This window comes from Serratia sp. H402Y (genome assembly GCF_051172415.1).
GTDB lineage: Bacteria > Pseudomonadota > Gammaproteobacteria > Enterobacterales > Enterobacteriaceae > Serratia > Serratia ureilytica.
This window is the reverse complement of record NZ_JBPIYZ010000001.1, coordinates 718,123-733,007: the sequence shown is the minus strand read 5'-3', so window position 1 is coordinate 733,007 and position 14,885 is coordinate 718,123. Positions and strand designations below refer to the sequence as shown.

At 47.3% G+C, this 14,885-nt stretch carries 11 protein-coding genes; 7 read left to right on the top strand and 4 right to left on the bottom strand.

What is annotated here, in order from left to right:
* Positions 1 to 70: 70 nt before the first annotated feature.
* Positions 71 to 1,477: an NADP-dependent phosphogluconate dehydrogenase gene (gene gndA / locus ACSBQS_RS03670; RefSeq protein ID WP_004938815.1), complete on the bottom strand. Its 1,407-nt coding sequence runs from the start codon at positions 1,475 to 1,477 to the stop codon at positions 71 to 73.
* Positions 1,478 to 2,504: 1,027 nt separating this feature from the next.
* Between gndA and ACSBQS_RS03665 the strand changes: the two genes are divergently transcribed.
* The 7 genes from ACSBQS_RS03665 (at position 2,505) to ACSBQS_RS03635 (ending at position 11,525) form a co-directional block, all read left to right on the top strand.
* Positions 2,505 to 3,332 carry an ABC transporter permease gene (locus tag ACSBQS_RS03665; protein WP_033642482.1) on the top strand — a complete coding sequence of 276 codons (828 nt, stop codon included), beginning with the start codon at positions 2,505 to 2,507 and terminating at the stop codon, positions 3,330 to 3,332.
* A complete protein-coding gene (locus ACSBQS_RS03660; protein WP_060659734.1) occupies positions 3,322 to 4,656 on the top strand; it encodes an ABC transporter ATP-binding protein in 1,335 nt (444 codons plus the stop codon). Before ACSBQS_RS03665 ends, ACSBQS_RS03660 begins: the two co-directional genes overlap by 11 nt.
* Entirely contained in the window at positions 4,649 to 7,414 is a 2,766-nt protein-coding gene (locus ACSBQS_RS03655; RefSeq protein WP_052752680.1) for a glycosyltransferase family 4 protein, read from the top strand. The genes ACSBQS_RS03660 and ACSBQS_RS03655 overlap by 8 nt, the downstream gene beginning before the upstream one ends.
* Positions 7,404 to 8,456, top strand: a complete 1,053-nt coding sequence (locus tag ACSBQS_RS03650; protein WP_434989680.1) for a glycosyltransferase family 4 protein — start codon at positions 7,404 to 7,406, stop codon at positions 8,454 to 8,456. Before ACSBQS_RS03655 ends, ACSBQS_RS03650 begins: the two co-directional genes overlap by 11 nt.
* Positions 8,457 to 8,525: 69 nt before the next feature.
* Positions 8,526 to 9,638: a non-hydrolyzing UDP-N-acetylglucosamine 2-epimerase gene (gene wecB, locus ACSBQS_RS03645; protein WP_033642479.1), complete on the top strand. Its 1,113-nt coding sequence runs from the start codon at positions 8,526 to 8,528 to the stop codon at positions 9,636 to 9,638.
* Positions 9,635 to 10,720 carry a glycosyl transferase gene (locus ACSBQS_RS03640; RefSeq protein ID WP_046686729.1) on the top strand — a complete coding sequence of 362 codons (1,086 nt, stop codon included), beginning with the start codon at positions 9,635 to 9,637 and terminating at the stop codon, positions 10,718 to 10,720. Before wecB ends, ACSBQS_RS03640 begins: the two co-directional genes overlap by 4 nt.
* Positions 10,701 to 11,525, top strand: a complete 825-nt coding sequence (locus tag ACSBQS_RS03635) for a glycosyltransferase (RefSeq protein WP_046686728.1) — start codon at positions 10,701 to 10,703, stop codon at positions 11,523 to 11,525. The genes ACSBQS_RS03640 and ACSBQS_RS03635 overlap by 20 nt, the downstream gene beginning before the upstream one ends.
* A gap of 88 nt (positions 11,526 to 11,613) precedes the next feature.
* On the opposite strand, the gene rfbD is transcribed toward ACSBQS_RS03635, so the two are convergent.
* From rfbD to galE, 3 genes are all read right to left on the bottom strand, one after another.
* Positions 11,614 to 12,492 (bottom strand): dTDP-4-dehydrorhamnose reductase, encoded by an 879-nt coding sequence (rfbD, locus tag ACSBQS_RS03630; protein ID WP_033642477.1) that lies wholly within the window; start codon positions 12,490 to 12,492, stop codon positions 11,614 to 11,616.
* A complete protein-coding gene (gene rfbC / locus ACSBQS_RS03625; RefSeq protein ID WP_033642476.1) occupies positions 12,492 to 13,025 on the bottom strand; it encodes a dTDP-4-dehydrorhamnose 3,5-epimerase in 534 nt (177 codons plus the stop codon). The genes rfbD and rfbC overlap by 1 nt, the downstream gene beginning before the upstream one ends.
* A gap of 662 nt (positions 13,026 to 13,687) precedes the next feature.
* On the bottom strand, positions 13,688 to 14,701 hold the full coding sequence (gene galE, locus ACSBQS_RS03620) for a UDP-glucose 4-epimerase GalE (protein ID WP_033642475.1): 1,014 nt from the start codon (positions 14,699 to 14,701) through the stop codon (positions 13,688 to 13,690).
* Positions 14,702 to 14,885 lie beyond the last annotated feature (184 nt).

Below are 14,885 nucleotides of genomic sequence, written 5' to 3'. Positions count from 1 at the left end.
AAATCACGCGCAATAAAAAAGCCGCCGGGCGTTAACCTCGGCGGCTTTTTTTATCGCTCAACGAGTGGGCTTATTCCATCCATTCGGTATGGAACACGCCTTCCTTGTCGATGCGTTTGTAGGTATGCGCGCCGAAGTAGTCGCGCTGCGCCTGGATCAGGTTAGCCGGCAGCACCGCTGAACGGTAGCTGTCATAGTAAGCGATCGCGGCGGAGAAGGTTGGCGTAGGGATACCGTTCTGCACGGCATAGGCCACCACGTCGCGCAGCGCCTGCTGGTACTCGTCGGCAATTTGCTTGAAGTATGGCGCCAGCAGCAGGTTGGCGATATCGGCATCTGCCGCGTAAGCGTCGGTGATCTTCTGCAGGAACTGGGCACGGATGATACAGCCGGCGCGGAAGATCTTGGCGATTTCGCCGTAGTGCAGATCCCAGTTGTTTTCTTTGGACGCGGCTTTCAGCTGAGAGAAGCCCTGCGCGTAGGATACGATCTTGCCCAAATACAGTGCGCGACGCACTTTCTCGATGAACTCGGCTTTGTCGCCGGTGAACGGTGCCACTTTCGGGCCGGTCAGCACTTTAGAGGCAGCAACGCGCTGATCTTTCAGCGAGGATAGGTAGCGCGCGAACACCGATTCGGTGATCAGCGACAGCGGTTCGCCCAGATCCAGCGAGCTCTGGCTGGTCCACTTGCCGGTGCCTTTGTTGGCGGCTTCGTCCAGGATCACATCGACCAGGTATTTACCCTCTTCGTCTTTCTTGGTGAAGATGTCTTTGGTGATGTCGATCAGGTAGCTGTTCAGCTCACCCTTGTTCCACTCGGCGAAGGTTTCGGCCAGCTGCTCGTTGCTCAGGTTCAGCGCCTGCTTCAGCAGAGAATAGGCTTCGGCAATCAGCTGCATGTCGCCGTATTCGATGCCGTTGTGCACCATCTTCACATAGTGGCCAGCACCGTCAGCGCCGATATAAGTCACGCAAGGCTCGCCTTCCGCAACCGCAGCGATTTTCTCCAGGATCGGCGCCACCAGCTCGTAAGCTTCTTTCTGGCCGCCAGGCATGATGGAAGGCCCTTTCAGCGCGCCCTCTTCACCGCCGGAAACGCCGGTGCCGATGAAGTTGAAGCCCTGGTCGGACAGTTCGCGGTTACGACGGATGGTGTCCTGATAGTAGGTGTTGCCGCCATCGATCAGGATATCGCCCTTGTCCAGATGCGGAGTCAGCGAGGCAATGGTTTTATCCGTCGCTTCGCCCGCTTTCACCATCAGCAGGATGCGGCGCGGTTTTTCCAGCGATTCGACAAACTCTTCAACGGTGTAATACGGCGCCAGGTTTTTGCCCGGGTTCTCAGCGATCACTTCGTCAGTCTTGTCGCCAGAACGGTTGAAAATGGAAACGGTGTAACCACGGCTCTCGATGTTCAGCGCGAGGTTGCGGCCCATTACCGCCATGCCGACAACGCCGATTTGTTGCTTGGACATTTAGGAACTCCTGTCTGAGATAATTACTACATTGTAATCATATAGTTATACAACATAGTAGGGATGCATTGCTTTATTGTACATGATTATTCCTAAGCATGTACCTATCGCAGCCATAACAATCTTTACAAAATCACGCACAGTTGGCAGTTCTGTATACGCCCTGAGCTCATTGCTACATTACCGGTAACATTGCAGAAAAGAAAAGGTTCGGATGTGCGGTCTGCCGCATCATGTCAACGGTTAAAAATCAACCAGAATATGTGGGCCAAGATGAGGATACCGCATCGCCGAACCTGCTCCATACCCTCGGAAGAAACCATCCAATGACGCGCCACGCTTGCATTTTGGCCTGTAATCCTACAATTCCTAGCAATTGCACATATCTCATTTGAATATGTCACCACTGGTTACTAGGAACAGACTGAAACCCTGAAAATCCAGAGGCATTACAAGTGATTTGGTGGTAGGATAATAAAGGTTTTCTAGCCTATTTTTGCTGAAAATAGTTTCAGCATATAAATGAAAACTGACAACCCCACCCTCTATTGGTTCTCGCTTACCAAGGGCGGTAGCGTGCTTTTTTAGGCTGAAAACGCTTATGCAGAGCAATGTCCAGCCTAAAAATCAGGCAATCTGTATGCAGGGAATTCAGTGTTCACTTCTGTTTCATCGAGAAATGCGGTGTTTTTTTGCCGAAGTGAACGCATCGAAAAACAGAAGAAAATCTTATATATCACTAATATGTTCCCCGGCATTACAGTAAGATAGAAACACGCTGGACAATAGCCCGCGGTAATACCATGCAGGTTGCGCGGGAATGAAACAGATTCTGTTTACGATGTGAAAATCTCCGAGAGAAAATGTTGGCGTATTTTCCATGGAGTGCTTACGGAAACGTGTGTTTAGCCCTATAGCTATTTTCACACCCTCCGTCATATCAATAACGCATCCGTTCTACATGATTATATTGCGAAGAAAGTTAAACCATGACGTCAAAAAAGTTAATCAATAGCCTAGGTGTTAAATGAATATTTTCTCTATTCTTGTTAAGACTTTTTATCGGTGTCTTCATACACTTGCCACCAATAAGAATCTTGTTATTTCACTTTCTAAACGGGAAATCGGCAGTAAATACAAAGGGTCATTTATCGGGCTTCTTTGGTCGTTTATTAACCCAGTATTGATGATGGTGATTTATACCTTCGTTTTCAGCGTTGTATTCAAAATTCGCTGGAGTGCTGGAGTCGATTCCAAAGGAGAATTTGCGTTAGCATTATTCATCGGTTTGATTTTCTTCGGGCTTTTTTCTGAATGCATTAACCGCGCTCCCTATTTGATCGTCAGTAACGTCAACTACGTCAAAAAGGTTGTCTTCCCGGTTGAAACACTCCCCATTGTTTCACTCTGCACAGCTTTATTCCAAATGGTGATTAACTTCGTCGTTTGGTTGCTGTTCTATGTCGCTATCGTAGGGATCCCTACGTGGCACATTCTATGGCTACCCGTCATCATCGCACCGTTCCTTATGATGGTTCTGGGCGTATCCTGGTTCCTTTCTTCGCTTGGCGTTTACTTGAAAGATATCGCTCAGGTTATTGGCGTGCTTACCATGATTCTGATGTATCTTTCGCCGATCTTCTATCCGATCTCCATGTTGCCTGACGCATATCACATCTTCATGCAACTCAGTCCATTGACTTATGTCATTGAGCAAGCGAGGGATTGCATGATGCTGGGCAAAAATATCGCCTGGGGGAGCTGGGGCATTTACACCCTCATCTCTTTCGTCATCATGCTGTTAGGTTATGGTTGGTTTATGTTCACGCGTAAAGGGTTTGCTGATGTCATCTGAATTCGCAATTTCAGTCAAAAATATTTCGAAACGCTTTGAAATGTATGCAAATCCTAAGCATCGTTTGTACCAAATGCTTTCTTTAGGCCGCCGTACATTCTTCAAAGAGTTCTGGGCGCTAAACGGCGTTTCTTTTGACGTTAAGCGCGGTGAAACGCTTGGCATTTTGGGCCGTAATGGCGAAGGCAAAAGTACCCTGCTGCAAATTATTGCCGGCACCTTGACAGCCACCTCGGGCAGCGTTGAGGTCAATGGCAAACTGGCTGCGCTGCTGGAACTCGGCGCTGGCTTCAATCCTGAGTTTACCGGCCGTGAAAACGTTTATCTGAGCGGCATCATTCTTGGTATGACGCACAGTGAAATGGAACAGAAATTCCCTGAGATCGAAGCCTTTGCCGACATAGGCGAACATATCGATCAGCCGGTCAAAACCTACTCCAGCGGGATGTATGTGCGTCTGGCCTTCGCCGTTCAGGCTTGCATTAAGCCCGAAGTGCTCATCGTAGACGAAGCACTGTCGGTCGGTGATGAAAAATTCCAACGCAAATGCTTCGATTATATCGAATCGCTGCGCGCGCAAGGGTGTTCAATCATCCTGGTGACGCATTCCACGTCGACCGTGGAGAAGTTTTGCCAGCGGGCCATTTTGTTGCGAAAAGGCCGGGTAGAAGCCATTGGCAGCGCCAAAGAAATCATCGATCAATACCATGCCCTGCTCTACTCAGATGAAAAAACTTACCTGCGCTATCTGAACAACATTGCTAAAAACACCAATCAGTCCATCAACGCGCCCCAGAAAGAAAGCCAGGACGGCGTCGCCGCCCATGAGGCCTCCATCGCGGAACAAGCCGAGGTACAAGCTGAAAGCGAACTGACCAGCGGTGCCCTTATTGAAAGTTGGATCATCAAAGATGCCCACGATCAGCCTTGCGATCTATTTCGCGTAGGTGAAAAAGCCATCATCAGCTTCGATATCAGCGTATTTGGGCCGATAGAAGAGCTGCAAGCCGGCTTGGTCATTAAGACCGTTGAAGGTATTACGGTATTTGGCACCAGCACCTTATACCATAAGAAGAATATGCATAACGCCAAAGGCGGAGATGTTCTTAGGGCAACGTTTGAACTTGACCTGGCTCTGTGCGAAGGCAGCTATTTTATTTCACTCGCTATCGCCAACGCCATCAGCCACGCCGATATGTCCTATCTTGATAAGAAAACCGACGTGATCGTCCTTAAGGTTATAGAGCCTCGCACGACAATGTCAGGTATTGCCGCATTGCCTGTTTCTTTATCACTCGAAAAGTGGTCAGGAGAGCATGAATAAATCAATACTTATCATAACTCAGTATTACTCAATCGGTGGGTTGGAAACCTATATCAACACTCAGGTAAAGGATCTGGTCGCCCACGGTTACCAGGTTCATCTTATGTACGCCGTTGTCGCAGACCCGTCATTACTCCCTGACGGGCTGAGCTCGTGCCATGAAAATATTCATTTAAGCAACGGCTCTATCGAACAACTCGTTCAAGGCGTAGACCTGATACGACAGGTTATCAAAGAAAAAGGCATCGATGTCATTCATGTGCATCCTTTTGACTGCATTTTCCCTGCCGTTATCGCCGCAGACTGCGAAAAAATACCGTCGCTATTAACATTGCACGGCCCTCTGTCGCTGCAGCATTTTACTCGGAATATTTATAATCAGGCGTTGGCCATTTATTTTCTCAAAACGCTACATACCATATTTTGCGTTTCGCAGGAAACGGCGGATCAATTGGCGGAGATCATAGACCACCCCTCGGTGATGATCGTTCCTAACCTGATAGACACCGCCCAAACGCATCCCGCTATCACGGATGAGACTGTTGAGAAAAGATGGCTTATCGCCAGCAGGCTGGATGAGGATAAATCCGCAGGGATTATGAAGTTCATTGACTTCGCCAGCCGCTGCCAAATGATTCATGGTATTGATATTTACGGTACCGGTAGTGATGAAGACACTATAAAAACCTACGTTAGCGATAATAACTTCAACGAATGGGTTGGTTTCAAAGGCGTTGTCAGTGACATCCCTTCCGTCATGCCGCAATACGCGGGGTTTGCCGGCATGGGCCGCGGAGTACTGGAAGCCGGCATTAGCCAGCTTCCGGTGTGTCTGGTTGGCTACGACGGCATTAAAGGCATTCTGGACGATGAAACCTTTAAACATGCCGCTTACTGTAATTTCTCAGGCAGAAATCTGGCCAATGCCGAAGAAGATGTGCTTCAAGAGCAATTTGCCGCCGCTCGTCCCCTGCCCCCAGACTTGCTTATTGAATACCAGAGCGATGGCCGTTGGAGCCAAATCCTCGAGAATATGGTTCTCCCGGACAAAGAGCGATACGACAACGGTGATTCGCTGCAACTCTACCAGCAGCTGTGTAAGGCACCATCATCACAGGAAAACGAAAGTTTTTTGATCGCGAATGCCTTTACTGTCGCTATATTTAAAACGCTAGCAAACCAACTGATCGCCAACAGTATCAAGATCAACGCTCATGATGATAGCGTGAAAGAGACCGTCAAAATGGAAGATAAAGCGAGCCAGGCTCCCCTGGACACCCCTGTTAATGCTAATGCAGCAAGTTCAGGGAATGATGTCATCGCCAAGTTAGCTGCGTTGGAAGAACAGAATCTCTCTTTGCAGAATGACGTTAAATCGTTAGTACAACTCCTGACATCGGTAGCGGCAAAACAAGAAGACTATTTCAGAACTTTGCCTCACGCGGTTGCACCGAGTGCAGGGCAAAAACTTCGATATTTGGTTCAGGTTGCCGTTCAATCACTGACCAGAGCGGACAAACGCTATGAACTGGCCAAAACTCTTTATTGGAGACTGCCCGAGTCTGTCAGGCTAAAACTACAGACCCAGCGGCACCGTTACGTTCAAAAACACTTCGAGCACGCTTGCAATAGCGCGATGACGGATACCTCTACACCTGAAGACATTCCAGACTGGGTCGCAGCGGTAAACCAATCAGAGAAAGTCGTCTTCATTCCATGCAGCTTCGAATTCGATGAGCTGGTGAACCAACGGCCAATCAACGCGGCAAAATATTTCTCGGAAAAAGGCTATCAGGTTATCTTTATCGCCTGGCAATGGACGCCACAGGAAACGTTGTCGAAAGGTTGTTCGCAAGTCTGGAACAATGTCTATCAGGTTCCGCTGTATGATTTTGTGAAATACACCCGTCAGTGTCATCTGCATGACAAAACCGCGTTCTTTGTCATCACGATGCCGGCGAAAGTCTTCCTCACTCCGCTCTATGAGTTTAGAGCGCAAGGCTGCAACATCATCTATGACATTATGGATGAATGGGAATGCTTCCATAAGGTCGGACAAGCTCCTTGGTACCAGAAAGAGATTGAAGAAACCCTCATTCTACAAAGCGATTACGTCTGTGGCGTTGCTCCATCACTGCGTGACAAATTTGCTTATCTTCGCAGTGATATTGAAGTAGTCGGTAATGGCTATTCCGAGAAGGTCTTGGGCGATACACGTAATATAGCGAAAGACAACGGCAACAAAGTGGGCTATTTCGGCCATCTAACGGACTCGTGGTTCGACTGGGATATCGTATTTAAATTAGCTGAACAATTCCCACAATATCACTTCGAGATCATTGGTTACGGTGAGCCTGAGTGGGTGGTCAATAAAGCGAAAAATATTGCTAACATCACACTGGTGGGCAAAGTAATGCCAAAAGACCTTCATCAATATGTCAAAGAATGGTCGATCGGCCTCATTCCATTCAAAAGTGGCGAGCTGGCTCAAGCGGTAGATCCGATCAAAATTTATGAGTACCTCTATTTTGGCTTACCAACTCTAGTGACCGGCATTGAGCATATTAAACGCTATCCGATGACCTATTTCTCTGACGGCAGCGACGTTGTCGATCTGTTTGAGAAAACAATCAATAGCGAGCGCCACTCTGACGAGTTGGAAACCTTCTTGCAAGAAACCACTTGGGCAGCCCGATTCGAAGAAATGGAGTTGAACACCCTGAAAAGAAAAGGAATTAGGGAGTTATATGCTTCGTAAAATAGCATTTATCTATCCTTGGGCGACGCATGGCGGTGTTGAGAAAGTCATGCTCACCCGTGCCCGTTTATTAAACGATATAGGCACCTATCAGATTGACCTTCTTTTTACTCATGATTCCGGTGCGGCGAAGGCGATCACCGCCGCACTCTCGGACTGTAAAAATGTCGATGTCAAAATCATCAACTTCGATTATTTATTAACGCAAAATTACAGCCTCATTTTTTGCATTGATTTCCCTGCGGCTCTGACATTTTGCCATACGCACAAATTGAAATACTTTGCGGAATGCCATACAGCCTATAAAGAAAACAGGGCTTACTTGAATAAAATTCCGGACAGTTGTTCGGCAATATTGTGCCCATCCGCGTTCTTTATGAAGCAGCTAGAGCCTGAATTGCACAAAAGTGCCTGTCCATTGTTATTGCTGCGTAATTTCGTTCCTTGGGATCATGTCTCTCAAGAACCGCATGCGATTCCCTCTCTGCCAACATGGTCGAGAAGACCTATTCTCTTCCTGGGACGGATGGACAAGCTAAAGAACCTGACTGAATTACTGGACGCATTCGTTATTTTAAAAGAACGACACGCGGAAAAATACATGCTAGTTCTGTGCGGCCCGCAGTCTTCTGAAATCAACACCAACGCCGAGCTGGAGAGCAGAAATCTAGTGGGCGACACCGTATGCTTGCCGCCAGTGCCATTCTTGAATGTGGACAAGCTGCTGTTGGCGATCTCTCAAGCCAACGGGATTTTTGTGTCGCCATCAACCGGAGAATCATTTGGCTTATCGGCTTCAGAAGCGATTTGTGCAGACGTCCCCGTTGTTTTGTCCAATATCGAAGCACATAACTATTTAGTTGCCACGCGTGAAAATGAGTTTACTTACTCGTTGCATGATGCTCGCCAATTGTCAGAAAAAATAGCCTCTATATCTGACAATTATGCGCAATCTAAAGCATCACTTGCCGCTCTGAAAGAAAAATTTTCCGCCCATGCCTTTATGAACGATTGGGAGGAATTGCTACGCAGAACCGAATAGCTATTCGATTTCCACCTCCCCATACCGATTTTTATCGTCAGTATGGGGATATTAATTATTGAGACAACCATGTTAAAGAAAATTATGTGTGTTGTGGGTACTCGTCCGGAAGCGATAAAAATGGCGCCGGTGATCAAGGCACTTCATGCCTCCGGTGAATTCGACGTTTGCGTATTGGCGACGGCCCAACACCGAGACCTGTTGGATCAGGCTTTCCAACTTTTCGAAATTGAAGCCGATTATGATCTTAATGTCATGACACCTGGGCAAACATTGCCAGAGTTGACCGCGCGCCTGATGACCAGCATCGACCGAACTCTCGAAGAGGCAGCACCGGATTTGGTTATCGCACAAGGCGATACGACGACCGTCTTCGTGACGTCACTGGCCTGTTTCTACAAGAAAGTGCCTTTCGCTCATCTCGAGGCGGGGCTGCGTACACACGACCTCTATTCACCTTTTCCTGAAGAAGCAAACCGTATTCTTGCCGGACATTTAGCACGCTTGCATTTTGCTCCGACTGAAGTATCTAAAAGCAACCTCTTGCGCGAAGGCATTCCTGCAGAGCATATTCACGTTACGGGAAACACCGTGATTGATGCCTTGCTGACGACCGCACAAAAGACGTTTGATATCGGCGTCGATATTCCCCAAGACGCCCGGATGCTTCTTATCACTTCTCATCGCAGAGAGAACTTCGGCCAACCTATTGTCAATATCTGCAACGCAGCTCTTGAACTTATTGAAAAGTATAGTGATATCTATATTCTTTTCCCCGTTCATCCCAACCCAAACGTGCGCGAAGTCACGGATCGTCTGTTAAAAGACCACGAAAGAATTAAGCTGGTCAGCCCATTTGACTATGGCCCTTTCGTTGCCGCCATGAAGAATGCCTACCTGATTCTTTCCGACTCTGGCGGCGTGCAAGAAGAAGCTCCGGCCTTGGGCAAACCCGTCTTGGTCTTACGTCGTGATACCGAGCGCCCAGAAGCCGTCTCGGAAGGCGTGGTGAAATTAATCGGAACGGAACAAGCCGACATCGTAAGAGAAGCGTCTTTGCTGCTTGATAGCCCTCAGGCCTATCAAGAAATGGCAAAAGGAAGCTCTCCTTACGGTGATGGTGAGTCCAGCCAGCGTATCGTCCGTATCGTCCGCAATTTCTTTACTGAACAATGCCAATGAAAATCGTCTATCTTTCAGCTGTTCCCTGGTTGAGCATAAGTCAGCGCCCTCATTTTTTCGCCAAATATGCGCTGACCCATGCCACCCAGGAACTTTTGTGGATTGAGCCTTATCCTAGTCGTTTTCCCACCCTCGCCGATCTGACCCCCGGCCGCCATGCCCCTGAACCTGCAGGATTGGATTTGATAGAGGGTCTGCAACTGGCTCGGTTGGGTTTTGTAGCCCCCGTGGAGCCGATACCTGCGTTGTTTAAGCTGCTCAACCAAGGGAAAATAAAGAAAATTATTGACGATATAAAGAATTTTATATCTGAAGATACCACTCTGGTTATCGGCAAACCCTGTCTGCTGGCCAACATGCTTATCAAGCAATTTAAATGGCGGCAAGTGTGGTATGACGCCATGGATGATTTCCCTTCGTTTTATTCTGGCCTATCAAAGAAAAACACGGCTAATCTTGAAAAAGAAATCGCCCGACAAGTTGACCGCATATTCTGTTCAAGTCATGCCTTAATTGAGAAATTTTCGTCTATCGCCCCCAGCAAAACTGAGTTGGTGTTGAATGCGTGTTCAGATGACATGCAGAAAATTCATATCCCGAAAACATCGCATGAAAAAATCACATTTGGCTATATCGGCACAATCGCAAGCTGGTTTGACTGGAAGTGGGTGTTCGAGTTGGCCACTAAAAATCCGGAAGCAATCATAAACCTCGTAGGGCCAAGAAAAACCGGAATTCCGGAAAGCTTACCTCAAAATATCATCCTGGAACCCCCTATCCCACACCCCCAGGTAATGAAAAAGATATCCACATTTGATTATGTGATTATTCCATTTTTGCAGAACGACATTACTAAATATGTCGATCCTGTTAAGTTCTACGAATACAGGTTGGCAGGAAAAGCCATCCTATCGACTCCATTTGGCGAGATGCTATGGCATCACAAAGAAGAAGCCTACAATTCTGACACAACGCTAGGCATTACTATACCTGACAACACGCTAGTTTTTCCTTCACCTAAAAAACCAAACGACATCCCAAGATGGAGTGGACGATTCTCTCATGTCTTTACCGGCTATTGAAGATGAAAAATTTCTTACAATCTCATTAGTAATTTTCAAACCGAATCTTGTAGATTTAAGAAAAACCCTTGCCGCACTTGTTGAGACAAACGTTTTTAAAGCACGCGACTGTTATTTATTGGTTGTTGATAACTCGCCAACTACTGATCCTGCAGTCACTTCGCTAATTAAAGAGTTCCTTGACGTTATTCCCGGAAATTACATATCACGACCAGACAATCCTGGCTTTGGAGTGTCACATAATTTAAGCTTAGCTATTAAGTCAAAATACACCCTTATTTTAAACCCCGATTTAGAGATGGATAAAAATGCATTAGAGAATGCATTCTCCTTCATGGATGCTCACCCTGAATGTGGCTTAATTACGCCGTATGCAACCTGGGGGAGCGGGGAAACACAATATTTGTGTAAGCGATACCCTTCTGTATTTGTATATTTATTGCGTTTCTTTGCCTCGGTTAAAGGAAAGCGTTTTTTCAAAAGTTATCTTCGACGCTATGAAATGGCTGATACGCTAACGCCTCACGATGTTTATTTCGATCCGCCTATCGTGAGTGGCTGCTTTATGTTTTTCCGCTACAGCGTACTGAAAGAATTATCCGGATTCAATCCTAAATTCTTTCTTTATTTCGAAGATTTCGATCTCAGCATCCGTACGGCAAAAATTACCAGAATAGCCTATGTCCCTGATGTCAAAGTCGTGCATTACGGTGGCCATGCGGCGCGAAAAGGCTGGGCGCATATTAAGCTATTTTCACGCTCAATGATTACTTTCTTTAATATTCACGGCTGGAAAATTTGGTAACTCCATAGCGAATAAGCTATGCGCCAATTACTGTCGGGTGAGCATGAAAATAACAAAATACATCATGCTCACCCACACGGTGCCGACATTACTCTTGTAAGTAACCCATTTTTCTCAATCGAGAAATCACGTATTCCAGGGCTGACTGCCAATTGGAAGCAGGAATACCTATCTCATTGATTTTATTGCAACTCAAGGTTGAATATTTAGGACGTTTAGCCAAAGTCACATATTGTTCTGATGTTATTTTACTGACCTTTGGCATGCGAGAAATCGCCCCCATCTCCGCAGCAACTTTAAATATGTGCTCCGCAAACTCACTCCAGCAGACCTCTTCATCCCCGCAGAAGTGATAAATCCCTCCCTGAACCTCACAAAGCAACATTTTTATCATCGCGTCTGCGATGTCCCCCGCATATGTCGGGCAACCGCGTTGATCGGCTACGATATCAAGAGATTCACGTTGCCGAGCAAGCCTCAGCATGGTTTTAACGAAATTTTCGCCATATTCACTGAAAACCCAAGAAGTGCGAAGAATTATCGCATCTTGCATTTCTGATACGATGGCCAATTCGCCATCACGCTTGGTTTTCCCGTAAATGCACAGTGGGCGGGTACCAGCCAACTCATTGTAGGGAAGCTTGCCCAGGCCATCAAAAACATAATCTGTAGAAATATGAAGCAGTCGGCAATCCATTGCCTTTGCAACCAAGGCCAAATTAGCTGGGCCCACAACGTTGGCTAACAACGCAGCCTCGCAATCTTGTTCCGCTTTATCAACGGCGGTATAGGCTGCAGCATTTATGATCGCCGTCGGTTTAAACTCCTGGACGACGGCCTTAACCTGCTCCAATTTGGAAATGTCCATCGTATTGCGGTCGGCCGCTAAAATAACCCAATCGGCGGGTACCCGATCGATAAAACAGCGCCCGACCTGCCCTTTAGCCCCGGTTAAAAGAACTCTCATTAAATCAGTTCTCTGAGAAATTTGCCGTTCTTGTCCTTTTCCGACAAAACAGGGTGCCGAACAGGCCAGGCCACGCCGACATCGGGATCATTCCACATCAGGCACCTTTCATGTTCTGGCGAATAGTAATCCGTGCACTTATATTCAAAATCCGCGATCTCAGAGAGCACGACAAAACCGTGGGCCAAACCTGGCGGGATCCAAAGCTGAGTTTTGTTCTCTTCCGATAGCACAATGCCTTCCCACTTGCCAAATGTGGGTGAGTCTGGGCGAATATCTACAGCAACATCATAAACTTCGCCTCGCACCACACGAACCAACTTGCCTTGCGGCTTGATATCTTGATAGTGCAGTCCGCGCAAAACCCCCCGAGAAGAGCGTGAATAATTGTCTTGGACGAAGTCCAAATCAATATCCAGCATGTCTTGAAAGCGACGCTTCTCGAACGTTTCCATAAAAAAACCGCGAGTATCACTAAATACCGTTGGTTGAATGACTTTGACTCCATCGATTTTAGTATCGATAACCTGCATTCTGCGTACCTCATAAGACGCGAGAATTTGTGCTCAAAAATTCTCGCAAAATACAGTCACTTACAACATCTTAGCTTTATTGGCGCGATGGCGAAAAACGTAAACAAAGCCTAATCCTCCTTATCGCCACCTGTTAACAACATGAGAACAGAGGCAAACAAGGGAGCCAGGAAGCATCATTTTGAGGTAAACGATTGATAAAATCCGTGACCAACCACAGCGTCTTCCTCTCAACGGCTTGATACTCACTACCATTAGCGCAAAACTTCAGTGTACCTTACTGATGCAAAGTAAGAGAAATGGTGGAGTTTATCGCTTCACAAGCCTGATAGGCTAACATACTCGCTGCTCTTGTCTCTCTCAACAGATCTTCAACAAGGCATTTCCAGGAGGGAACATCTCATATTCACACACCAGATACCGTGACCATCAATACCCTGCGGTTTTATGCCATAACGACATATCGTCCCAACAAAGTATCTTCAATGGCACCAGTATAATCTGATAGCACGGATTTTTCATAAGGAAGTACTGATTATTATCAGATAAAGCCCATAAAAACGAGGGTGATCAGCCCTCGTCGATAGGTAGTCTCACACTCTTGGCTTTCGATTGTCTTGCAGCTGGCCTAACGCCTCTCTGAGCGCCGGTAACAGATATGCTTAACGGTAGCCCTGCGGGTTTTTCTTCTGCCAATTCCAGGTGTCACGCATCATGTCATCGAGACCCCGGTTAACTTTCCACCCCAACTCTTGGTAAGCCAGATCGGCATTCGCCCAAAACGCGGGTAGATCACCTTCGCGACGTGGCAAAATTTGATAGGGGATCGTTACGCCTGACGCTTTCTCAAACGCCTGAACCATCGCCAGTACAGAATGCCCTACGCCAGCCCCCAGGTTGTAGGCCTTAAACCCATTGATCTTCGGCAGATGATCCATCGCTTTCAGATGGCCTTCGGCCAGATCCATGACATGAATGTAGTCACGCTCACCTGTACCGTCTTTCGTCGGATAATCCCCACCGAAAATCCCCAGTTTATCTAACTTACCGATCGCTACCTGCGAGATGTAAGGCAGCAGGTTATTGGGAATACCGTTCGGATCTTCGCCGATCAAGCCCGATTCATGGGCTCCAACCGGGTTAAAGTAGCGTAAAGCAATAATCGAAAATTGCGGCTCAGCCTTAGCAAAATCCTGCAGAATCTGCTCCACCATCAGCTTAGACGTGCCATAAGGGCTGGTCGTGCCACCGATTGGCGTAGTCTCGACGTAGGGCACCGGCGAGTTGGCACCATAAACGGTGGCGGACGAACTGAAGATAAACGCATGAACGCGGGCACGGCGCATAGCGTCCAGCAACACCAGTGTTCCGGTGACGTTATTCTGGTAGTATTCCAGCGGCTTACGCGTAGATTCCCCTACCGCCTTAAGACCAGCGAAGTGAATGACGGCCGTAATCGGGTGCGCTTCAAAGATCCGATGCAGGCATTCCTCATCCTGGACATCGCCTTGATAGAACACCGCCGCTTTCCCCGTCAGCTTTTCCACACGGTGCAACGATTCCGCAGACGAGTTCGACAGATTGTCCAACACCACCACATCTTCGCCTCGTTCCAACAGAGATAAAACGGTGTGAGAACCAATGTAACCCGTGCCGCCGGTGACTAAAATTGTCATTCCAACCCCTTATACTCCGGATGTACCGAAAAATATCTCTTCGTTCTGTAAGAAAGCCTCTTACCAAGCCGCCTAAACAGGCTTGCATCGTCTCCCCTAAAGACATCATACCGCTCTCTGAATACGGCATGAAGCGAGAGCGGTAAAACCGCTCTCGTCACTGACTTATCACAACCCTTCAAAA

Excerpts from the sequence above, each read along its gene's own strand:
- ACSBQS_RS03660 (WP_060659734.1), top strand. The coding sequence starts at position 3,322 with ATGTCATCTGAATTCGCAATTTCAGTCAAAAATATTTCGAAACGCTTT.
- rfbC (WP_033642476.1), bottom strand. The coding sequence starts at position 13,025 with ATGCAGGTTATCGATACTAAAATCGATGGAGTCAAAGTCATTCAACCA.
- ACSBQS_RS03665 (WP_033642482.1), top strand. The coding sequence starts at position 2,505 with ATGAATATTTTCTCTATTCTTGTTAAGACTTTTTATCGGTGTCTTCAT.
- ACSBQS_RS03640 (WP_046686729.1), top strand. The coding sequence starts at position 9,635 with ATGAAAATCGTCTATCTTTCAGCTGTTCCCTGGTTGAGCATAAGTCAG.
- wecB (WP_033642479.1), top strand. The coding sequence starts at position 8,526 with ATGTTAAAGAAAATTATGTGTGTTGTGGGTACTCGTCCGGAAGCGATA.
- ACSBQS_RS03655 (WP_052752680.1), top strand. The coding sequence starts at position 4,649 with ATGAATAAATCAATACTTATCATAACTCAGTATTACTCAATCGGTGGG.
- galE (WP_033642475.1), bottom strand. The coding sequence starts at position 14,701 with ATGACAATTTTAGTCACCGGCGGCACGGGTTACATTGGTTCTCACACC.
- ACSBQS_RS03635 (WP_046686728.1), top strand. The coding sequence starts at position 10,701 with ATGTCTTTACCGGCTATTGAAGATGAAAAATTTCTTACAATCTCATTA.
- rfbD (WP_033642477.1), bottom strand. The coding sequence starts at position 12,492 with ATGAGAGTTCTTTTAACCGGGGCTAAAGGGCAGGTCGGGCGCTGTTTT.
- ACSBQS_RS03650 (WP_434989680.1), top strand. The coding sequence starts at position 7,404 with ATGCTTCGTAAAATAGCATTTATCTATCCTTGGGCGACGCATGGCGGT.
- gndA (WP_004938815.1), bottom strand. The coding sequence starts at position 1,477 with ATGTCCAAGCAACAAATCGGCGTTGTCGGCATGGCGGTAATGGGCCGC.